The following is a 19,772-nucleotide window of genomic DNA, read 5'->3' on the forward strand; positions in this document are numbered from 1 at the left end:
CTGCGGCCCGCGGGTACAGTGGAGCGGTGACTCAGCCGACCCTCTCCGACGAGCAGCAGCGGGTCTTCGACCTCATCGAGAACACGCGCGAGCACCTGTTCGTCACGGGTCGCGCGGGCACGGGCAAGTCCACCCTGCTCAACCACCTGAGCTGGAACACCGACAAGCAGATCGTCATCTGCGCCCCCACCGGCGTCGCGGCGCTGAACGTCGGCGGCCAGACCATCCACTCGCTCTTCCGACTGCCGATCGGCGTCATCGCCGACTCCGACCTCGACCAGCCGCCCGAGCTGCGCAAGCTCCTCAACACCATCGACACGCTCGTCATCGACGAGATCTCCATGGTCAACGCCGACCTGCTCGACGGGATCGACCGCAGCCTCCGGCAGGCGCGGCAGCGGCGCTCCGAGCCGTTCGGGGGCGTGCAGGTCGTCCTCTTCGGCGACCCGTTCCAGCTCGCACCCGTTCCCGGCGATCCGGAGGAGCGCGCCTACTTCGCCGACCGCTACCGCTCGCTGTGGTTCTTCGACGCCCTCGTCTGGCAGGAGGCGCCGCTGCGGATCGTCGAGCTCGGCCGGATCCACCGGCAGAGCGACGAGCGCTTCAAGTGGATGCTCAACGCGGTCCGCTTCGGCATGGTGACGAAGGAGATCGCCGACGTGCTGAACGCCGCGGGCGCGCGGACGCCTCCGGCGGACGACGCGATCACGCTCGCGACCCGCAACGACACGGTCAACCGCATCAACCAGGCGGCGCTCGCGCGGCTGAAGGGCCCCCTGAAGACCGCCTCGGCCGAGATCAGCGGCGACTTCGGCGGGCGCGCCTATCCGGCGGACCAGAACCTCGAGCTCAAGATCGGCGCGCACGTGATGTTCCTGCGCAACGACTCCGAGCAGCGTTGGGTGAACGGCACGATCGGCCGGGTGACGAAGGTCGCGGGGACGGTGTGGGTCGAGGTGGACGGCGAGGTCCACGAGGTCGAGCCCGCGACCTGGGAGCGCTACCGCTACTCCTACTCCGCCGCGACGAAGAAGCTCACCCGCGAGATCGTCGCCGAGTTCGCGCAGTTCCCGCTCCGCCTGGCGTGGGCGGTCACGATCCACAAGTCGCAGGGCAAGACCTACGACTCCGCCGTGGTCGACCTCGGGCAGCGCGCCTTCGCCCCCGGGCAGACCTACGTGGCGCTCAGCCGCATCACGAGCCTCGAGGGGCTCTACCTGACGCGGCCGCTCCGGCCGAGCGACATCATCGTCGACAAGGACGTGCTGCGCTTCATGTCCGAACGGCGAGCCGAGCCGGCCGCCGTCGCGGAGGCGTCCGCGGACTGACGCCCCGCGGAGGACGTGGGAGCAGGGGCCTCAGGCCGCCGCGCAGGTCCGGGCGAGATCGCGGAACAGCTCCGTCGTCAGCCGGTACGCCTCCGCGACCTCCGCGATGACCCGCTCGCGCTCCTCCTCGTCCCAGCCCGCGGCGTCGAGCTGCTCGCGATAGGTGGCGCGGAAGGCCGACGGTGCGGCGATCTCGCCGAAGAGGAAGAAGCCGACGCCGTTGGTCTCGAAGCCGAACCGCCGCTGCAGCAGCCCGCGGACGATCGCGCAGCCGGAGAGGTCACCGAGGTAGCGCGTGTAGTGGTGGGCGACGAAGCCGCCGCTCCAGCCCGAGGCCACGGTGCGGATCCGGTCGACGTAGGCGCTGGTCGAGGGCAGCGGGCGGATGCGCTCGCGCCAGTCCTCGCCGACGAGGAAGCGCAGGTCCTCCGCGATCGCGGGGAGCCGGGTGAGCTTGGCCGAGAGGAAGGGCTCCGCGACCGGATCGCCGGCCATGTCCTCCGCCACGGCCTCGAGGGCCTCGTAGACGAAGTAGTGCTGCGAGATGAGCGCGATGTAGTCGTCGCGGCTGCCGGAGCCGGTCATCAGCGAGGTCATGAAGGCGGCGCCCTCGTCGTCCGCGCCGGACTGCCCGATGCGCAGGCGTAGGGCCTCGGAGAACGGGATGACGTTCGACACGGTGGCCTCCCTCGGCGACTGAGGACTGCCTTACCTTAGCCGAGCGGAGCCGCTGGGACCAGAGGCGTCAGTGCCCGTGTCCGCCGTCGACGACGGAGTGCATCATCCCGCCCATGTCGCCCGAGCCGCCCGAGGAGGCGGCCATGGCGGGGGTGGCGAGGGCGGAGACGGTGAGCGCGCCGGCCAGGAGTCCGACGAGAGCTCGCGACGGCGAGACGGCCTTCTCCTCGACGCGCGGAGAGCGGAGCGAGACGGCCACCACGGCGACCGCGATCAGCTGGAGGACCGCGGCGGCCAGCGCGGGGAGGGGCTCGGCGAGTGCGCCGAGGGCCAGAGCGAGGGCGAACGCCGCCAGGGAGGCGACCGCGACGACCAGCGCGGAGCGCGGCACGACGATCCGGCCGCGTGCCAGGACGAGGACCGCCCAGAGGATTTCGACAGCACCGAGCGCTCCGATCACCGGAGCCTGCACGCCCTCGCCGCCGGCGGCGAGCGAGAGGTGGACGAGCCCGGCGCCGAGTCCGGCGAAAGCGGCGTTGCAGCGGGCCACGGTGGTCATAGCGGCTCCTTCGCTGAATCGAGGAAGAAGAGGAGGCCCCGGATCGACACACCGCATCGTGTCGTCCGGGGCCGTTCAGTCCGTCCGCCGCGGAAAACGGCGGGCCCACGGCGGACGGAGTAGAGGGGGGCGGCGGGTGCCGCCCGGGTCAGGCGGTCGCGGTGGTGCGCGTCCTCGCCGTCTTCTCGGTGCCGAGTCCGACTCCCAGGAGCACCAGCGCGCTGGCCAGGTGCAGGAAGTGGTCGGCGGTGTTCAGCGCCAGCACGTTCAGAGCGGTGTCGACCAGGAAGAAGCCGACGATGCCGAGCAGCAGGTACACCGCTCCGACGGTCACGTTGACGGTCTTCGCCGCGGCGACGGTCGACAGGCCCGCGATCAGCAGCGCGCCTCCGATGAGCAGGTGGGCGATGTTGTGCAGCGGGTTCACCTCGAAGATGCCGAGCAGGAGCCCGCCTTCGGTCGAGAGGAACTGCACGCCTCCGGTCACGACGAAGCCGAGCAGCCCGACGACGACGTAGACGGCTCCGAAGAGAGTCGCCAGCAGTCGATTGGGGGATCTGCGCATGGTCTCTTACCTCCTTCGAGCAGCGCCTCTGCGCTGTACTCCCTCTCTTCGTAACCGGGCGCCTGCCGGTTTGGGAACGGGGTGGACTCCGCCGGTCACGGTCAGGACACGAATCGCGATCGGGCGCTCAGCGGCCCTCTCCGGCCCGACGGAGCCCCCGTACAGTGGTGCCGTTCGCAGACGACGGGGGAGTCGCACGGCATGGGATCTCGCAGACGGACGCGGACGGGGCTGCTCGTCGTCCCGGTCCTCGTGCTCGCACTGGCCGGCTGCACGCCCGCCGCCGCCTCGCGCGTGGCGGAGGCTCCCGCGCAGGCGGCGTCGGAGGAGCTCGCCTCCGCCCTGTCGGGGTTCCTCGACGAGACGGTCGGCGTCGCCGGCGCGACCGGAGCGGTCGCCGGGGTCTGGTCGCCGTGGGGCGGCAGCTGGGAGGGCGCGGTCGGCTGGGAATCGGACGAGCGCACCACCGCCCTCACCACCGACGCGCACCTGCGGCTCGGCACCGGCGGCACCGAGGCGATGACCTGCGACGTGGTCCTCGCCCTCGCCGACTCCGGCCGGGTCGACCTCGACGCCGACGTCGGCGAGACGCTGCGCTCCCTGCCCGGCATCGACGGCCTCACGCTGCGCGAGCTCTGCGCGCACACCTCCGGCCTGGCCGACTTCCGCTCGGCGCTCTGGCCGACCGTGCTCCAGAACCCCCCGCGGCAGTGGCCGACGCTCGAGCTGCTCGCCGCGGCCCAGGTGCGCGGCGCCTCGGCCGAGCCCGGAGCGGCGTGGTCCGACTCCGCCACCGGTCCGCTGCTCGCCGGCATCGTCGCCGCGCAGGTGACCGGTCGGAGCATCGGGGAGCTCTACGACCAGTACGTGGTGCCGCGGTACGGGCTGCGCAGCACGGAGCTGCCAGACGCCTCCGAGGTCGACCTGCCCGCTCCGTCCCCCCGCGGCTACGCGGTCGCGCTGGACCCGGCGACCGGGGAGAAGCGCTGCGACGTGCGGCTCGACGTCACCGCCGCGTCCCCGTCCGCGCTCGGCGCCGCGGGCGGAGCGCTGACCGATCTGGAGGACCTCCGGCGGCTGGCGATTGGTCTCGCGGCCGATCCCGCGGGCGACGCCATGTGGCAGGACCCGGTCGTCCAGGGCCAGGGCCGCGCCGACTACCTCCGCGCCGGGCTCGGCGGGCACGAGGCGGGACCCCTCCGCGGCTTCTCGGGCCTCGCGCCCGGCTTCGTCACCGCGGCCTACTCCGACCCGGTCTCGGGCCTGACCGTGGCCGTCTCGATCAACAGCTCGACGCCCGGCGGCGACTTCGCCGCAACGGTCGCCCGCACCCTGGCCGCCATCGCGGTCGAGCAGGGAGCCGCGGCGGGAGCCGAGGGCCTGCCCCGGCTCCCGTGGACGGCCGACGGCGAGCGCGGCGCCGTGCAGGGGACCCCGACGCGCTGCTGATCCGGCGGCGCCCTACTCTGGTGCCATGCCGATCACTCCCGACACCAAGGACTGGACCTGGGTCCTCGAGCGCCCGTGCCTCGAGTGCGGTTTCGACGCCTCGCTCGTCGACGCCGACGAGGTCGCCGAGCTCATCCGCGAGAACGCCGCCGCCTGGCCCTACGTGCTCGACCGCGACGACGCGGCGGGCCGGCCCGACGACGAGACCTGGTCGCCGCTCGAGTACGCCGCGCACGTGCGCGACGTGCACCGCATCTACCGCACCCGTGTGCAGCTGATGCTCGCCGGCGACGACCCGCTCTACCCCAACTGGGACCAGGACGTCACCGCCGTGGAGGAGCGCTACGACCAGCAGGACCCCGCGACGGTCGGCCGCGAGCTGGTCGAGGCGGCTGAGCGCATCGCCGAGGTGTTCGACTCCGTCGCCGGTGCCCAGTGGCAGCGCCGAGGCCGCCGCAGCGACGGCGCGGCGTTCACGGTCGACACGATCGCCCGCTACTACCTGCACGACGTCCAGCACCACCTGCACGACGTGCAGGGCTGAGCTCAGGTGTCGATGAGCTGGGGATTGAGGAACGAGAGCGTCCGCGCGTAGGCGAGCGCCGCGGAGGCGGGGCTGACCGCGTCGCGCAGGTTGCCGTTCGCGAAGTGCCGCTGCGTGTCCGGGTAGGTGTGCGCCGTGACCGGCGTCCCCGACTCCTTCAGCCGCCCGACGAACGACTCCGGGTCGTCGCCCGCGGGCCACTCGTCGCTCTGCGCGTAGTGCAGGAGGGTGGGGCACGGGACCAGCACGTGCTCCTCCCCACCGAGGGTGGCGTAGTACGCGACCACCGCGTCCACGAGCCCGGTGCCCGCGGCGAGCAGCCCGAGGCGGCCGCCGAAGCCGAAGCCGATGACGGCGCTGCGCGGCGCCCCGGCCGCGACTCCGGTGCCGACCGCCTCGGCGACGGCGGCGAGGGTGCGGTCCTGCGCGGCCATCGCGGCGAGGTCGCGCGCGTCCTCCGGGGCGAGCGTGGCCCAGCCGTCGTAGAGGTCGGGCACGAGCACGTGGTAGCCGTGCTTCGCCACGGCCTCGGCGAACGGCTCCAGCCACGGCAGGCGCCCGAACACGTCGTGCAGCACGACCACCACGGGCCGGCCGGGGTGCCCGTACTCGAGGGCGACGCCCGGCGACGGGATCTGGACGAGCTCTGTCACCCCTCCACCCTGCCCTCTGCGTCCCGCGATCCCGCGCGCTGCCGCGGATCCGCCCGGCGTGTCGCGTCGAAACGCCGCGCGGGCGCCTCACCGCTCCGCGCGACCGTGCGGCTTCAGCGGCAGGACGACCTGCTCGCGCAGGTGCTCGTAGACGACCGAGGTGCGCACGTCGGCGACCTCGCGGCGCTGCGTCAGCTCGTCGATGACGAAGGCGTAGAGGTCCTGGTTGTCGCGGACGGCGACGTGGATGAAGAAGTCCTCCGAGCCGGAGGTGACGAACACGCCGACCGTCTCGTCGAGGCCGGCGACCCAGTCGCGGAAGGCCTCGATGATCTCGCGCGACGGCGGACGGATGCGGACCGCGATCAGCGCCTGCACGCCGCGCCCGAGGGCCGCGAAGTCGAGAGTGAGCGTCGCGCCGGTGATCACGCCGCGGCGCCGGAGGCTCCTCGTGCGGTCGAGGGCGGTGGTCGGCGAGACGTGCACGGCGGCTGCGAGGTCACGGTTCGTGATCCGTGCATCCGACTGCAGGACCTGCAGGATCCGGACGTCGAGTTCGTCGAGTGCCGCTCCTGGGCCGTTCTGCTGGTCGTTCATACGGAGATCCTGCCGAAGGGGAGCCCTCCTGCCTACTGTTCGTGACGTCGCTGCGCACGAACCGAGGAGCATCATGACCATCCCCGCCCCCGACGCCGTCGGCTTCCACCCCGACGAGATCGACACCGCCGCGCCCACCCGCTCGGCCCGCCTCAAGTGGGTGGTCGTCGTCGACGAGTCCCTCCCCGCCGGCCGCGCCGTGAACGCCGCGATCTGCGTGGGCGCCGCGACGGCCGCGCACGTCGCGGGACTGCTCGGACCGAGCCCCGCCGACGCGTCCGGATCGCTGCATCCCGGTCTGCCGTGGGCCGGCTGCACGGTCCTCGCCGCCGACGCGGCGACCCTGCTCGCGATCCGCGCGAAGGCCGAGGCGCACGACGGGACGTTCGTCGCCGACATGCCCGCGTCGGCGCAGGCCACCGGGTGTACGACGAGTACCGGGAGGCGGTGGCGGCGAGCGGCTCCGACGAGCTGCAGTACCTCGCGGTCAGCCTGGTGGGGCCGAGGAACCGGATCGACAGGATCGTCGGGCGGCTGCCGCTGCTGGGCTGACGGACACCGCGGGGCTGCCGGACGCCGCTGCGCTGACGGACGCCGCTGCAGCGCCGGAGGAGGAGCCGCTCGCGTCGGGCCGGAGGAGGAGCCGCTCGCGTCGGGCCGGAGGACCGGCCGCAGACGAGGGGGGGGAGGAGAGCGAGTGACGGGAATCGAACCCGCGCCATCTGCTTGGGAAGCAGAAGTTCTACCATTGAACTACACTCGCGCGGCGCCGCTCGGGCGCACCAGGACATCGTAGCAAGGCCCGGAGCCGGCCCATGCCCCGGGTCGCGCCACGCCCTAGGATCGCAGCGTGCTCCTCTCCGACCGCGACATCTCGCTCGAACTCGCCTCCGGCCGCGTGGGGCTCGCCCCGCACGATCCGTCGATGCTGCAGCCGTCGTCCGTCGATGTGCGCCTCGACCGCTTCTTCCGGCTGTTCGACAACCACCGCTACCCGTACATCGATCCGGCCGAGGACCAGCCCGAGCTGACCCGCCTGGTCGAGACGCCGCAGGGCGAGCCGTTCATCCTCCACCCGGGAGAGTTCGTGCTCGGCTCGACCTACGAGGAGGTGTCGCTGCCGGACGACATCGCGGCGCGCCTCGAGGGCAAGAGCTCTCTCGGACGGCTCGGGCTGCTGACCCACTCGACCGCCGGGTTCATCGATCCGGGCTTCACCGGCCACGTCACCCTCGAGCTCAGCAACGTCGCGACGCTCCCCATCACGCTCTGGCCGGGGATGAAGATCGGCCAGATGTGCTTCTTCCGCCTCAGCTCGCCCGCCGAGAAGCCCTACGGCTCGGCGGAGTACAGCTCGCGGTACCAGGGCCAGCGCGGTCCGACCGCGTCGCGCTCGGCGCTCGGCTTCCACCGCACGGACGTCTACACCGACTGACGCCGGCGAAGGGATCAGGGCGCGGGGGTCAGCCCAGCAGGCGGGGGAGCTGCAGCACGAGCCAGGGGGAGAACGCCCAGGGGGTCGAGCGGACGGCGGCGAGCGTCGACTCGGCATCGACCCACTCGTAGTCCATGACCTCGTCGAGGCGCGGATCGAGGGCGTCGCGGCTCGACAGCGTCGCCGTGTAGACGGGGCAGATCTCGTTCTCGACGACGCCGGACGCGTCGACCGCGCGGTAGCGGAAGTCCGGCAGGGCGACCTCCAGCGTGGCCAGCCGGGCGCCGAGCTCGCGCTCGGCCCGGCGGACGACGGCGTCCTCGATCCGCTCGCCCGGGGCGGGGTGCCCGCAGAAGGAGTTGGTCCAGACGCCCGGCCAGGTGCGCTTCTCGAGCGCGCGGCGGGTCACCAGGAGCGCGCCGTCCGGGGAGAAGACGTGGCAGGAGAACGCGAGGTGCAGGGGGGTGGCCGTGTCGTGCACGGTCGCCTTGTCGGCGACCCCCACGGCGTTCCCGGCCTCGTCGAGGAGGACCACCTGCTCGATCCGGTCCGTCTGCACAGTGGCGGCTGGCGAAGTCATACCCGCAAGTCAAGCACGCCGCAACACATCAGCCGGCTTATCGTCCTGGTTCTCCCCTTTGTTAGCCTTCCCACGTGGATACGCGCGACCCCGTGGTTCTGTCCCGGTTGAGGCAGGAGCACGTCGATGCCGTCCTGGACAGGTTCTTCTCGTTGGCGAGGTCCCGGGCGGTGCGTCTCGGACCCCGCTACCTGACCCTCTGGCAGACGCTGGAGGCCAACACCCGCGGCGGCAAGCGCTTCCGCCCGCTGATGGTGATCTCGGCGTACGAGGCCCACGGCGGCCAGGATCCGGAGGCCGCCGCCCACCTCGGCGCGGCGTTCGAGCTCCTGCACACCGCGCTGATCGTGCACGACGACGTGATCGACCGCGACTTCGTGCGCCGCGGCGGCCCGAACGTCTCGGGCAGCTACCGCGACGAGGCGACGACCGCGGGCCTCTCCATCCCGATCGCCGAGCACCGCGGGACCTCGGTGGCCGTGATCGCCGGGGACCTCGCCCTCACCGGCGCCCACCGCCTCGTCGAGGGCGTCGGCGCCTCCGACGGCGTGCGGGCCCGCCTGCTCACCCTGCTCGACGAGGCCGTCTTCGCCTCCGCCGCGGGTGAGCTGGCCGATGTGGACTTCTCCCTCATGCCGGGCATGCCCTCGGTCGACGAGGTGCTCGAGATGGAGCGCCTCAAGACGGCCGTCTACTCCTTCGAGGCGCCGCTGCAGGCCGGAGCGATCCTCGCGGGGGCCTCGGACGCCGCGGTGGACGCGCTCGGCGAGTTCGGCCGCTGGATCGGCATCGCCTATCAGATCGTCGACGACCTGCTCGGGGTCTTCGGCTCGGAGGGGCAGACCGGCAAGACCACGCTGGGCGACCTCCGCGAGGGCAAGCGCACCGTCCTCATCGCCCACGCGGCCGGCACGGACTGCTGGCCCGACATCGAGGCGCTGATCGGCGACGAGCACCTCGCGCCCGAGACCGCGGAGAAGGTGCGCGGCATCCTCGAGGAGTGCGGCGCCCGCAGCTACGCCGAGGGGCTCGCGAACCAGTTCGCCGATCGCGCCTGGGCGGCTCTGGAGACGCCCGCGGTGTCGGAGGCCTTCCGCAACGAGGTCCGCCCGCTCGTGGCCAGCGTGGTCGGGCGCACCCGATGAGCGCTGTCCGCCACGCGCGGATGCGCGCGACGATGCGCTCCGCCCGGCCGAGCCCCCGTACGGTGGCACGATGAGCCGCCAGAGCGAACTGTACGACCGCGTCGCGCACGAGTCGTCCGCGCAGGTGATCCGCCGCTACTCCACCTCCTTCGGGCTGGCCACTCGCCTGCTCGCGCCGGGCGTCCGCGAGCGGGTGGAGGACGTCTACGCCCTCGTGCGCGTCGCCGACGAGATCGTCGACGGCGTCGCCGCGGAGGCCCGTCTCGACCGGGCCGCGGTGGAGGAGTCCCTCGACGCCTTCGAGGCCGAGACCGAGCGCGCGCTCGCCTCCGGCTACAGCTCCAACCTCGTGATCCACGCCTTCGCGCGGACCGCGCGGGCGACCGGATTCGGCACCGAGCTCACCCGGCCGTTCTTCGCGTCGATGCGCGCCGACCTCCGCGAGACCGAGCACACCCCCGAGTCCTTCGAGGCCTACGTCTACGGCTCCGCCGAGGTCGTCGGGCTGATGTGCCTGCACGTGTTCCTCGCGGCGCCGGACGCGGGGCTCGTCTCCGAGGCCGCCCGCGCGCGGCTCGTGGCCGGAGCGCGCCGCCTGGGCGCCGCGTTCCAGAAGGTCAACTTCCTCCGCGATCTCGCCGCCGACGTCGACGGTCTCGGCCGCAGCTACTTCCCCGGAGTCGACCCGCGGGCGTTCTCCGAGCGCGACAAGGCCTCGCTGCTCGCCGACCTCGACGACGATCTCGCCGAAGCCGCCGCCATCGTGCCCGAGCTCCCGCGCTCGAGCCGGCGCGCGGTCCTGCTCGCCCACTCCCTCTTCGCCGCCCTGGCCGACCGGATCCGCGCGACGCCCGCCGAGGAGCTCCTCCGCGCCCGCGTCAGCGTGCCCACGGCCGCCAAGGCGGCGCTCGCGGCGAAGGCAGCCGTGTCGACGCTGGGCCCGCGCCTGGGCCCCGGCCCCGTCCGCGCGACCCGCTCGAGGACCGGCCCGCACCGCGCCGTCGTCATCGGCGGGGGGATCGGCGGACTCGCCTCCGCCGCGCTGCTCGCGCGCGACGGCTACGACGTGACCCTCCTGGAGGCGCGCGAGGCCGTCGGCGGCCGCGCCGGCTCGTGGGAGCACGAGGGCTTCCGCTTCGACACCGGTCCCTCCTGGTATCTGATGCCCGAGGTGTTCGACCACTTCTTCCGCCTGATGGGCACCAGCGCCGAGGAGCGCCTCGACCTCGTCACGCTCGACCCCGGCTACCGGGTCTACAGCGAGGGCGTCGACGAGCCGATCGACGTGCTCGCCGACCTCGAGTCGAACCTCGCGCTCTTCGAGAGCATCGAGCCCGGAGCGGGCGAGCGGATGCGCGCGTACCTCGACTCCGCGCGCGACACCTACGAGATGGCCAAGCGCCGCTTCCTCTACACGAGCTTCTCGTCCTTCCTCCCGCTGCTGCGCCGCGACGTGCTCAGCCGGACCGGGAGGCTCGGCCGCCTGCTGCTCACTCCGCTCGACACGTTCGCGGCGACGGCGGTCACCGACAACCGGCTGCGCCAGATCCTCGGCTACCCGGCCGTCTTCCTCGGCTCCTCGCCGTTCGCCGCGCCGAGCATGTACCACCTGATGAGCCACCTCGACCTCGCCGACGGCGTGCTCTACCCGATGGGCGGATTCACGAAGCTGATCGAGGCGGTCGCCGACGTCGCCGAGGAGGCCGGCGTCACCGTCCGCACGTCCTCGCCCGCGACGCGGATCCTCACCGCCCGCTCGCCCCGCGGCGGACGCCGCGGCGCCGAGGTCGTCGGAGTCGAGTTCACGGGCCCCGACGGCACGGAGCGGATCCCCGCCGACCTGGTCGTCAACGCCTCCGACCTCTTCACCACCGAGCAGTCGCTCCTCCCCGAGGAGCTGCGGACCTACCCGCCCGCCTACTGGGAGAAGCGCGAGCCCGGCCCGAGCGCCGTCCTCGTCCTCCTGGGCGTGCGCGGGGAGCTGCCCGAGCTCGAGCACCACACCCTGCTCTTCACGAAGGACTGGCGCGACAACTTCGACAAGATCTTCGGTGAGCACCCGACCGTCCCCGATCCCGCGTCGATCTACGTCTGCCGCCCGAGCGCGACCGACGCGAGCACGGCTCCGGAGGGGCACGAGAACCTGTTCGTGCTCGTGCCGATCCCGGCCGACACCTCGATCGGCCACGGCGGAGTCGACGGCGCGGGCGACGCGCGCGTCGAGGCCATCGCCGACCAGGCCATCGCGCAGATCGCGTCCTGGACCGGCGCGACCGACCTGGCCGAGCGGATCGTCGTCCGCCGCACCATCGGCCCGGCCGACTTCGAGAGCGACCTCGGCGCCTGGCGCGGCTCGATGCTCGGACCGGCCCACGTCCTCTCGCAGAGCGCCTTCTTCCGCGCCGGGAACGTCAGCAGGCACGTCGACGGCCTGCTCTTCGCCGGCAGCTCCACGATCCCCGGCATCGGCCTGCCGATGTGCATCATCAGCGCCGAGGTCATGCTCAAGCGCGTGCGCGGCGACGTGTCGACCGAGCCGCTGCCCGTGCGGGAGGCGCCGTCCGCTCCGGTCGCGCCCGTCGCCGTGGGGGAGTAGGCGTGGGGATCCTCTACCTGCTCGCGCTCCTCGTCTCGATCACCGGGATGATCGTGCTCGACCGCCGCTTCCGGCTGTTCTTCTGGGCGGACGCGCGACGCGCGGCGATCGTGCTGCCCGTGGGAGTCGCGTTCTTCCTGGTCTGGGACCTCGTGGGGATCGGCCTGGGCGTCTTCTTCCGCGGAGAGACCTCCTACATGACCGGCCTGCAGATCGCGCCGGAGCTCCCGGTCGAGGAGGTCCTCTTCCTCACCCTGCTCTGCTACCTGACGATGGACGTGCACGGCTTCCTCTCGCAGCGGGTCGCCCGGCGGGCGGAGGCGCGCGCGTGACCTACCTCCTCCTCAACGCCGTGTTCCTCGCGGTGGTGCTGGTGCTGCTGCTGCTCGCGCTGCGCCGACGCGTCCTGCGCCTGCCCGCCGTCCTCGGCACCCTCGCCGTGCTGCTGGTGATGACCGCCGTGTTCGACAACATCATGATCGGAGTGGGCCTGCTGGTCGCCTACGACGACGACCTGATCTCGGGCATCCGGATCGGTGTCGCTCCGATCGAGGACTTCGCCTACGCGATCGCCGCGGCCCTCGCCCTCCCGGCGCTCTGGGTGCTCCTGCCCTCGCGTCGTCGGAGCGAGCCGTGAACCGGCTGCGCGCGCTGTTCGTCTCGAGCCGCCCGCTGAGCTGGGTCAACACCGCCTACCCGTTCGCGGCGGCGTACCTGCTGACCACCCGCGAGATCGACCTCGCCTTCGTGCTCGGCACGATCTACTTCCTCATCCCCTACAACCTCGCGATGTACGGGATCAACGACGTCTTCGACTACGAGTCCGACCTGCGGAACCCCCGCAAGGGCGGCGTCGAGGGCGCCGTGCTCGACCGGAGCGAGCACCGCGCGACGCTGATCGCGGCGGTGGCCACGAACGTGCCGTTCCTGGTGGCGCTCGTGCTGCTCGGATCCCCGGTCTCGTGGCTGGTCCTCGCGATCAGCGTCTTCGCGGTGATCGCCTACAGTGCGCCGGGGCTCCGCTTCAAGGAGCGTCCGTTCGTCGACTCGCTGACCTCGGCGACCCACTTCGTCAGCCCGGCCGTCTACGGGATCGCCCTCGCGGGCACCGTGGTCACCGGACCTCTCGTGGCGCTGCTCGTGGCGTTCTTCCTCTGGGGGATCGCGAGCCACGCCTTCGGCGCGGTGCAGGACATCCTGGCCGACCGGGCGGGCGGCATCGGCTCGATCGCGACCGTGATCGGAGCGAAGGCGACCACGCGCTTCGCCATCGCCGCCTACGTCGCGAGCGGCCTGCTCCTGCTCCTGCTGCCCTGGCCGGGGACTCTCGCGGCGATCCTCGCGGTGCCGTACGCGGTGAGCATCTGGCCGTACCGGTCGCTCGAGGACGCCGAGGCGGAGCGGGCGAATGCGGGCTGGAAGCGCTTCCTCGCGCTGAACTTCCTGACCGGCTTCCTCGTCACGCTCCTGCTGATCGTGTTCTGGATCGCCACGGTCTGATCCGCGGCCGGCGGCGCGCGGGGAGGGGCGTCGCCAGCGACTCCGCGGTCCGGGCCTCGTCAGTCCCGGCGGGCGTGCGGAGCGAGCCGCGGCTCCGGCACGACGGGGGCGGTGGCCGGCGGGCGGCGCACCGGCAGGAGCAGCACCAGCCCGACGGCGAGGACGAGGACGAGCCCGAGGATGCCCCAGTACTGCACGTTCGCCTCGCCGCTGCCCGAGACGGCCGCGGCGATCGAGACGGCGGCTGCGAAGGCGGCGGGCGCGAGGAACGAGGCCGCCCGCCCGGTGGTCGCGTAGAGGCCGAAGATCTCGCCCTCCCGTCCCTCCGGAATGAGGCGGGCCAGGTAGCTGCGGCTCGCCGACTGCGCCGGGCCGACGAACAGGCACAGCAGCAGGCCGAAGATCCAGAACACCGTGCTCCCCCCGTCGTGCAGGACGAAGACGGCGGTGCCGCAGACGACCAGGCCGATGAGCGAGGCGACGATCACGGCCTTGGGGCCGATGCGGTCGTCGAGCGCGCCGACCGAGATGGTCGCCACTCCGGCCACGACGTTCGCCGCGATGGCGAACAGGATCACCTCGCCGGCGTCGAAGCCGAAGGTGCCCTGCGCCAGCACGCCGCCGAAGGTGAAGACCCCGGTGAGCCCGTCGCGGAACACCGCGCTGGCGATGAGGAAGGCCACGGTGCTGCGGCTCTCGCGCCAGAGGCCGGCGACCTGCGCGAAGAGCGCGCGGTAGGAGGCGATCACCCCGACGCGCTCCGCCCGGCTCGCGCGCGCCGGCGTCTCCGGCACCGCGACCAGCACAGGGAGGGCGAAGACGGCGAACCACACGCCGGCGACCAGGATCGAGACGCGCACGTCGAGGCCGTCGTCCCCCGTCACTCCGAAGAGCCCGACCTCGGGCGAGATGAAGCCGAAGTACACGATCAGCAGCAGGACGATCCCGCCGACGTAGCCCATGCCCCACCCGAAGCCGGAGACGCGGCCGATGGTCGCCCGGGTCGAGACCTGGAGGAGCATCGCGTTGTAGTTGACGCTCGCGAACTCGAAGAAGACCGTGCCGACCGCGAGCAGTCCGAGTCCCAGCCAGAGGAGGGCCGGGTCGGGGCGCACGAGGAACATCAGCAGGATGCAGAGGACGACGACGGCGGAGTGGATCCCGAGCCAGAGCCGGCGGTGCCCGCCGAGGTCGGCCCGGCGGCCGGTGATCGGCGCGATGACGGCGACGACCACGCCGGCGGCGGCGAGGGACCAGCCGAGCGCGGCCGAGACTCCGCTCGAGGTGCCGAAGAGCCCGTCGGTGGTCAGGTAGACGGTGAAGACGAAGGTGGTCACCACCGCGTTGAAGGCCGATCCGCCCCAGTCCCACAGGCCCCAGGCGAGGACGGGCCAGCGGCCGGTGCGCGTCGTCATGGGCCCACCGTAGGGGGAGGAGGTGAACGGCCGGAAGCGGCGGGACCCGTGAGTCTGAGAGTTGAGCCGATGCGACTCAACTTCTCGCCTCCGGACTTGACGCGAGACGACGGATGCGTAAACTTGAGCGTGCGGGGCTCAACTCCCGCAGAGGATTCCGCACCACCCGTCAACTGACCGGCAGCCGCCCGCGCGACGCCGATCGCGAAGGAGAACAACGCATATGTCCCGTGCCGTAGGCATCGACCTGGGAACCACCAACTCTGTCGTGGCCGTCCTCGAGGGAGGCGAGCCCACCGTCATCGCCAACGCCGAGGGCTTCCGCACCACGCCGTCCGTCGTGGCGTTCACCAAGGACGGGGAGGTGCTCGTCGGCGAGACCGCGAAGCGCCAGGCCGTCACCAACGTCGACCGCACCATCGCGTCGGTCAAGCGCCACATGGGCACCGACTGGACCTTCGGCGTGGAGGACAAGAAGTACACCCCGCAGGAGATCTCGGCCCGCATCCTGGGCAAGCTCAAGCGCGACGCGGAGCAGTACCTGGGCGACAAGGTGACCGACGCGGTCATCACCGTCCCGGCCTACTTCAACGACGCCGAGCGCCAGGCGACCAAGGACGCCGGCGAGATCGCCGGACTCAACGTCCTGCGCATCATCAACGAGCCCACCGCGGCCGCGCTGGCCTACGGCCTCGACAAGGGCAAGGAGGACGAGCTCATCCTCGTCTTCGACCTCGGCGGCGGAACGTTCGACGTCTCCCTCCTCGAGGTGGGCAAGGACGACGACTTCTCGACCATCCAGGTCCGTGCGACCTCGGGCGACAACCGCCTCGGCGGCGACGACTGGGACCAGCGCGTCGTCGACCACCTGGTCAAGCGCTTCAAGGACTCGACCGGCGTCGACGTCTCGAAGGACAAGATCGCGCGTCAGCGCCTCAAGGAGGCCGCGGAGCAGGCGAAGAAGGAGCTCTCCTCGAGCACCTCGACCAGCATCCAGCTGCCCTACCTCTCGCTCACCGAGAACGGCCCGGCGAATCTCGACGAGACGCTCACCCGCGCCAAGTTCGAGGAGCTCACCAGCGACCTGATCGAGCGCACCCGCAAGCCCTTCACCGACGTCATCGCCGAGGCGGGCGTCAAGGTCGAGGACATCGCGCACGTGGTCCTCGTCGGCGGCTCGACCCGCATGCCGGCCGTGGCCGAGCTCGTCAAGAAGCTCACCGGCGGCAAGGAGCCCAACAAGGGCGTCAACCCGGACGAGGTCGTCGCCGTCGGCGCCGCGCTGCAGGCCGGCGTCCTCAAGGGCGAGCGCAAGGACGTCCTCCTGATCGACGTGACCCCGCTCTCGCTGGGCATCGAGACCAAGGGCGGGATCATGACGAAGCTCATCGAGCGCAACACCGCGATCCCGACCAAGAGGTCCGAGACCTTCACCACGGCCGACGACAACCAGCCGTCCGTCGCGATCCAGGTCTTCCAGGGCGAGCGCGAGTTCACCCGCGACAACAAGAACCTGGGCACGTTCGAGCTGACCGGCATCGCGCCGGCCCCGCGCGGCATCCCGCAGGTCGAGGTCACCTTCGACATCGACGCCAACGGCATCGTCCACGTGTCCGCGAAGGACAAGGGCACCGGCAAGGAGCAGTCGATGACGATCACGGGCGGCTCGTCGCTGCCCAAGGACGACATCGACCGCATGGTCCGCGAGGCCGAGGAGCACGCCGCCGAGGACAAGGCCCGCCGCGAGGCCGCCGAGATCCGCAACAACGCCGAGACCCTGGCGTACTCGATCGACAAGCTGATCAAGGACAACGAGGACAAGCTGCCCGAGGACGTCAAGTCCGAGGTGCAGGGAGACGTCGACGCGCTGAAGACCGCGCTCGCCGGCGACGACGACGCGGCCGTCAAGACCGCGTTCGACGCCCTCAACGCCTCGCAGACCAAGATCGGCCAGGCGATCTACTCCCAGGACCAGGCCGCGCAGAGCGCCCCCGCGGACGCTCCGGCCGACGGTGACAAGAAGGACGACGAGGACATCGTCGACGCCGAGGTCATCGACGAGGACGAGCCGAAGGACACGAAGTAGCCATGGCAGCCGAGAACGAGCCCCAGGACCTCCCCGAGGAGCAGCCGGTCACCGGCGGCGAGGCGGGAGCCGAGGCGGCGCAGGACGCCCAGGACCAGGAGGGCCTCATCGAGGCCGAGGGGCCCGACGTCGAGACCAGCCTCTCGGACGCCGACCTCTCGTTCCTCTCGGGACAGTCCAGCGCCGAGACGCTCGCGGCCGAGCACCTCGCCGACCTCCAGCGGGTGACCGCCGAGTACGCGAACTACCGCAAGCGAACCGAGGCCAACCGCCAGGTCGACAAGGAGCGGGCGATCGGCGACGCGGTGAAGGTCATCCTCCCCGTGCTCGACGACCTCGACCGCGCCGAGAAGCACGGCGACCTCGCCGAGGGCGGGCCCTTCACGGCCATCGCGCAGAAGCTGCGCGGCGGAGTGGAGAAGCTCGGCCTGGTGAAGACCGGCGCCGTGGGCGACCTGTTCGACCCGAACATCCACGAGGCGATCTTCCAGCAGCCCACCCCCGGCGCCGAGACCTCCACGGTCGCGGACGTCGTCGAGGCGGGCTACTACCTCGGAGGCTCGCTGCTGCGGGCCGCCAAGGTGGTCGTGGCAGTCCCCGCCGACTGACCCCGCCACCGGCACCACCACCGCGGAGGACCCCGCCCCGCTCGGCAGCACGCTGCCGGACCGGGGCGGGGTCCATCGCCGCATTCGACACAGGAAGAGGCACATGGCCAGCCAGGATTGGTTCGACAAGGACTTCTACAAGGTCCTCGGCGTGTCCAAGGACGTCTCCGCCGCGGACCTGAAGAAGACCTACCGCAAGCTCGCCCGCCAGTTCCACCCCGACTCCAACCCGGGGGACGCGAAGGCCGAGGCGCGCTTCAAGGAGATCAGCGAGGCGTACACCGTGCTCTCGGACGCCGAGCAGCGCAAGGAGTACGACCAGATCCGCGCCATGGGCGGCGGAGCGCGCTTCACCGCGGGAGGCCAGCCCGGAGGGTTCGACGACGTCTTCGGCGGCATGTTCGGCCAGGGCGGGCGCACCTCCTACAGCACCCAGCAGGGCCCGCCGCCGGGCTTCGAGGACATCCTCGGCGGCATGTTCGGTGGCGGAGGCAGCCGCTTCGGCCAGCCCAGCGGCGGCTACCGCGGCTTCGGCGGCCCGCAGAAGGGCGCCGACGTCACCGCCAGCACCACCATCGACTTCCGCACCGCGACCCGGGGCGACACCGTCCAGCTGCAGACCGGCGACGGGCGCACCCTCTCGGTGCGCATCCCCGCCGGCGTGGCCGACGACCAGAAGATCCGCGTCCGCGGCAAGGGCCGCCCCAGCCCGGACGGCGGCGATCCCGGCGACCTGGTGCTCACCGTCTCGGTGCGCAAGCATCCGGTGTTCGAGCGCGACGGGCTGAACCTGCGCGTGACGGTCCCCGTGACCTTCGTCGAGGCCGTCTTCGGCGCGACGATCGAGGTGCCGACCCTCGGCGGCGAGCCCGTCAAGCTCCGGGTCGCCGCAGGCACCCCGAGCGGCCGCGTCCTGCGCGTCAAGGGCCGCGGCGTCACGACCCCCAAGGGCACGGGCGACCTGCTCGCCGTCTTGCAGGTCGCCGTCCCGAGCCACCTGTCCGCCGCCGCCCGTGAGGCCCTCGAGGCCTACGCCGCCGCCGAGCCGGACGAGGACCCGCGCGAGGACATCCTGGAGAAGGCCCGCTACTAGCACCGGATCGGCGCGACCGGTCGGAGGAGGAGACATGGACGAGAACACGCCCGTCTTCGCGATCGCCGTCGCCGCCGAGCTGGCGGGGATGCACCCGCAGACGCTCCGGCAGTACGACCGGCTCGGGCTCGTGAGCCCGACCCGCACCGCGGGCAAGTCGCGCCGCTACTCGATGCGCGACGTGGTGCAGCTGCGCGAGGTCGCCCGGCTCTCCTCCGAGGGCGTCTCGCTCGAGGGCATCGCGCGCATCCTGCAGCTCGAGAACCAGGTGCAGTCGCTCTCGCAGCGGGTGCGCGAGCTGGAGTCGGCCCTCGCCGACGAGCTCCTGAACCGGCCGGGCCGCCGCGTGTTCGCCGCCGGACTCGAGGGGGACGTGGTCACTCTGCGCCACGGCACGCGCGCGCAGCGCCGGACCGAGCTGGTCGTCTGGCGCCCCGCGCCACGATCAGGGGCCGCCGACGACGCCACACCCTGAACGAGGGGTAGCCTGACCGGGCGCCGCCCCGTCATCGCGGCGCCTGCCCCTCCGCTCGGGGCGGAGAGCAGGAGGACCGCCGTGGACCACGACAGCAGCACCCCGCGCGACGAGCGCGACGCCCGCCGGGAGCAGGCCGCCCAGGAGCAGGCGTCGGACGCCTCGCGACAGGAGCAGGCCCCGGACGCCACGCGCGCGTCCCGCAGGACGCCCGTCGTCCCCGACAACGGGTTCTCCCGCGAGTCCTACGCGATCCACGCCAGCCGCGGCGACCTCCCCCTCTTCTCGGATGCGCTGAACGCCGGCCGCGACGACTCCGGCTGGCTGTCGTCGCTCTCGAGCACCCTCGCCGGTCCCACCGGGCCGGTCGGCTCCCCGGACTCGGCCGCCGAGACGGCGCAGGCCGCGCTCGACCGCCGCACGCGCCGTCGGAGCGACGAGTCCGACTCCTGAGCCGCGGCCCCGG

21 protein-coding genes, 1 tRNA gene and 1 pseudogene are annotated in these 19,772 nt (G+C 72.2%); 15 read left to right on the top strand and 8 right to left on the bottom strand.

Annotation, left to right across the window (positions count from 1 at the left end):
* The first annotated feature begins 26 nt into the window (after positions 1 to 26).
* Positions 27 to 1,328, top strand: a complete 1,302-nt coding sequence (locus tag C5C71_RS04455) for an ATP-dependent RecD-like DNA helicase (RefSeq protein WP_104222908.1) — start codon at positions 27 to 29, stop codon at positions 1,326 to 1,328.
* Between the two features lie 30 nt (positions 1,329 to 1,358).
* On the opposite strand, the gene C5C71_RS04460 is transcribed toward C5C71_RS04455, so the two are convergent.
* The 3 genes from C5C71_RS04460 to C5C71_RS04470 form a co-directional block, all read right to left on the bottom strand.
* On the bottom strand, positions 1,359 to 2,006 hold the full coding sequence (locus tag C5C71_RS04460) for a heme oxygenase (biliverdin-producing) (RefSeq protein ID WP_104226125.1): 648 nt from the start codon (positions 2,004 to 2,006) through the stop codon (positions 1,359 to 1,361).
* 67 nt (positions 2,007 to 2,073) lie between these two features.
* A complete protein-coding gene (locus C5C71_RS04465) occupies positions 2,074 to 2,565 on the bottom strand; it encodes a hypothetical protein (RefSeq protein WP_104267179.1) in 492 nt (163 codons plus the stop codon).
* A 148-nt stretch (positions 2,566 to 2,713) separates the two neighbouring features.
* Positions 2,714 to 3,130, bottom strand: coding sequence for a DUF4383 domain-containing protein (locus tag C5C71_RS04470; RefSeq protein ID WP_104262763.1), 417 nt, complete (start codon positions 3,128 to 3,130; stop codon positions 2,714 to 2,716).
* 201 nt (positions 3,131 to 3,331) lie between these two features.
* Here C5C71_RS04470 and C5C71_RS04475 point away from each other — a divergent pair, with 201 nt between their 5' ends.
* Both C5C71_RS04475 and C5C71_RS04480 read left to right on the top strand, forming a co-directional pair.
* Positions 3,332 to 4,579, top strand: coding sequence for a serine hydrolase (locus C5C71_RS04475; protein ID WP_104246934.1), 1,248 nt, complete (start codon positions 3,332 to 3,334; stop codon positions 4,577 to 4,579).
* Positions 4,580 to 4,604: 25 nt separating this feature from the next.
* Positions 4,605 to 5,123 (top strand): DinB family protein, encoded by a 519-nt coding sequence (locus C5C71_RS04480; protein WP_104222903.1) that lies wholly within the window; start codon positions 4,605 to 4,607, stop codon positions 5,121 to 5,123.
* Between the two features lie 2 nt (positions 5,124 to 5,125).
* On the opposite strand, the gene C5C71_RS04485 is transcribed toward C5C71_RS04480, so the two are convergent.
* The gene (locus tag C5C71_RS04485; protein WP_104233076.1) at positions 5,126 to 5,776 is read right to left on the bottom strand and encodes a dienelactone hydrolase family protein; all 651 of its coding nucleotides are present in this window, start codon (positions 5,774 to 5,776) and stop codon (positions 5,126 to 5,128) included.
* Between the two features lie 87 nt (positions 5,777 to 5,863).
* A complete protein-coding gene (locus tag C5C71_RS04490) occupies positions 5,864 to 6,373 on the bottom strand; it encodes an Lrp/AsnC family transcriptional regulator (protein ID WP_104246932.1) in 510 nt (169 codons plus the stop codon).
* A 73-nt stretch (positions 6,374 to 6,446) separates the two neighbouring features.
* On the opposite strand from C5C71_RS04490, the pseudogene C5C71_RS04495 reads away from it, so the two are divergent.
* Positions 6,447 to 6,925: pseudogene (locus C5C71_RS04495) on the top strand (DUF2000 domain-containing protein).
* 140 nt (positions 6,926 to 7,065) lie between these two features.
* Here the strand turns inward: C5C71_RS04495 and C5C71_RS04500 are convergent.
* Positions 7,066 to 7,136: transfer RNA gene (locus tag C5C71_RS04500), tRNA-Gly, on the bottom strand.
* 87 nt (positions 7,137 to 7,223) lie between these two features.
* Between C5C71_RS04500 and dcd the strand changes: the two genes are divergently transcribed.
* The gene (dcd, locus tag C5C71_RS04505; RefSeq protein ID WP_104246931.1) at positions 7,224 to 7,808 is read left to right on the top strand and encodes a dCTP deaminase; all 585 of its coding nucleotides are present in this window, start codon (positions 7,224 to 7,226) and stop codon (positions 7,806 to 7,808) included.
* Positions 7,809 to 7,836: 28 nt separating this feature from the next.
* Here dcd and idi read toward each other — a convergent pair whose 3' ends face one another.
* Positions 7,837 to 8,388 carry an isopentenyl-diphosphate Delta-isomerase gene (gene idi / locus C5C71_RS04510; RefSeq protein WP_104337213.1) on the bottom strand — a complete coding sequence of 184 codons (552 nt, stop codon included), beginning with the start codon at positions 8,386 to 8,388 and terminating at the stop codon, positions 7,837 to 7,839.
* 170 nt (positions 8,389 to 8,558) lie between these two features.
* Between idi and C5C71_RS04515 the strand changes: the two genes are divergently transcribed.
* The 5 genes from C5C71_RS04515 to C5C71_RS04535 all read left to right on the top strand — a co-directional run bounded on the left by C5C71_RS04515 (position 8,559) and on the right by C5C71_RS04535 (position 13,629).
* Positions 8,559 to 9,533 (top strand): polyprenyl synthetase family protein, encoded by a 975-nt coding sequence (locus tag C5C71_RS04515; protein WP_244229492.1) that lies wholly within the window; start codon positions 8,559 to 8,561, stop codon positions 9,531 to 9,533.
* 70 nt (positions 9,534 to 9,603) lie between these two features.
* On the top strand, positions 9,604 to 12,129 hold the full coding sequence (gene crtI, locus C5C71_RS04520; protein WP_104337214.1) for a phytoene desaturase family protein: 2,526 nt from the start codon (positions 9,604 to 9,606) through the stop codon (positions 12,127 to 12,129).
* A 2-nt stretch (positions 12,130 to 12,131) separates the two neighbouring features.
* A complete protein-coding gene (locus C5C71_RS04525) occupies positions 12,132 to 12,461 on the top strand; it encodes a lycopene cyclase domain-containing protein (RefSeq protein WP_104222894.1) in 330 nt (109 codons plus the stop codon).
* A complete protein-coding gene (locus C5C71_RS04530) occupies positions 12,458 to 12,766 on the top strand; it encodes a lycopene cyclase domain-containing protein (RefSeq protein WP_104222893.1) in 309 nt (102 codons plus the stop codon). Before C5C71_RS04525 ends, C5C71_RS04530 begins: the two co-directional genes overlap by 4 nt.
* The gene (locus C5C71_RS04535) at positions 12,763 to 13,629 is read left to right on the top strand and encodes a prenyltransferase (protein WP_104222892.1); all 867 of its coding nucleotides are present in this window, start codon (positions 12,763 to 12,765) and stop codon (positions 13,627 to 13,629) included. The genes C5C71_RS04530 and C5C71_RS04535 overlap by 4 nt, the downstream gene beginning before the upstream one ends.
* Positions 13,630 to 13,688: 59 nt before the next feature.
* Here the strand turns inward: C5C71_RS04535 and C5C71_RS04540 are convergent, their stop codons facing one another.
* A complete protein-coding gene (locus tag C5C71_RS04540) occupies positions 13,689 to 15,044 on the bottom strand; it encodes an MFS transporter (RefSeq protein ID WP_104333232.1) in 1,356 nt (451 codons plus the stop codon).
* A 223-nt stretch (positions 15,045 to 15,267) separates the two neighbouring features.
* Here C5C71_RS04540 and dnaK point away from each other — a divergent pair, with 223 nt between their 5' ends.
* The 5 genes from dnaK to C5C71_RS04565 all read left to right on the top strand — a co-directional run bounded on the left by dnaK (position 15,268) and on the right by C5C71_RS04565 (position 19,759).
* The gene (dnaK, locus tag C5C71_RS04545; RefSeq protein ID WP_104222890.1) at positions 15,268 to 17,130 is read left to right on the top strand and encodes a molecular chaperone DnaK; all 1,863 of its coding nucleotides are present in this window, start codon (positions 15,268 to 15,270) and stop codon (positions 17,128 to 17,130) included.
* Positions 17,131 to 17,132: 2 nt separating this feature from the next.
* Entirely contained in the window at positions 17,133 to 17,738 is a 606-nt protein-coding gene (locus C5C71_RS04550) for a nucleotide exchange factor GrpE (protein WP_104237617.1), read from the top strand.
* A gap of 103 nt (positions 17,739 to 17,841) precedes the next feature.
* Positions 17,842 to 18,831 carry a DnaJ C-terminal domain-containing protein gene (locus C5C71_RS04555; RefSeq protein WP_104222888.1) on the top strand — a complete coding sequence of 330 codons (990 nt, stop codon included), beginning with the start codon at positions 17,842 to 17,844 and terminating at the stop codon, positions 18,829 to 18,831.
* A 34-nt stretch (positions 18,832 to 18,865) separates the two neighbouring features.
* On the top strand, positions 18,866 to 19,306 hold the full coding sequence (locus C5C71_RS04560; RefSeq protein ID WP_104226135.1) for a heat shock protein transcriptional repressor HspR: 441 nt from the start codon (positions 18,866 to 18,868) through the stop codon (positions 19,304 to 19,306).
* 81 nt (positions 19,307 to 19,387) lie between these two features.
* Entirely contained in the window at positions 19,388 to 19,759 is a 372-nt protein-coding gene (locus C5C71_RS04565; RefSeq protein WP_104337215.1) for a hypothetical protein, read from the top strand.
* Positions 19,760 to 19,772: the final 13 nt, after the last annotated feature.

This window comes from Rathayibacter sp. AY1C1, from assembly GCF_002932105.1.
Taxonomy (GTDB): domain Bacteria; phylum Actinomycetota; class Actinomycetes; order Actinomycetales; family Microbacteriaceae; genus Rathayibacter.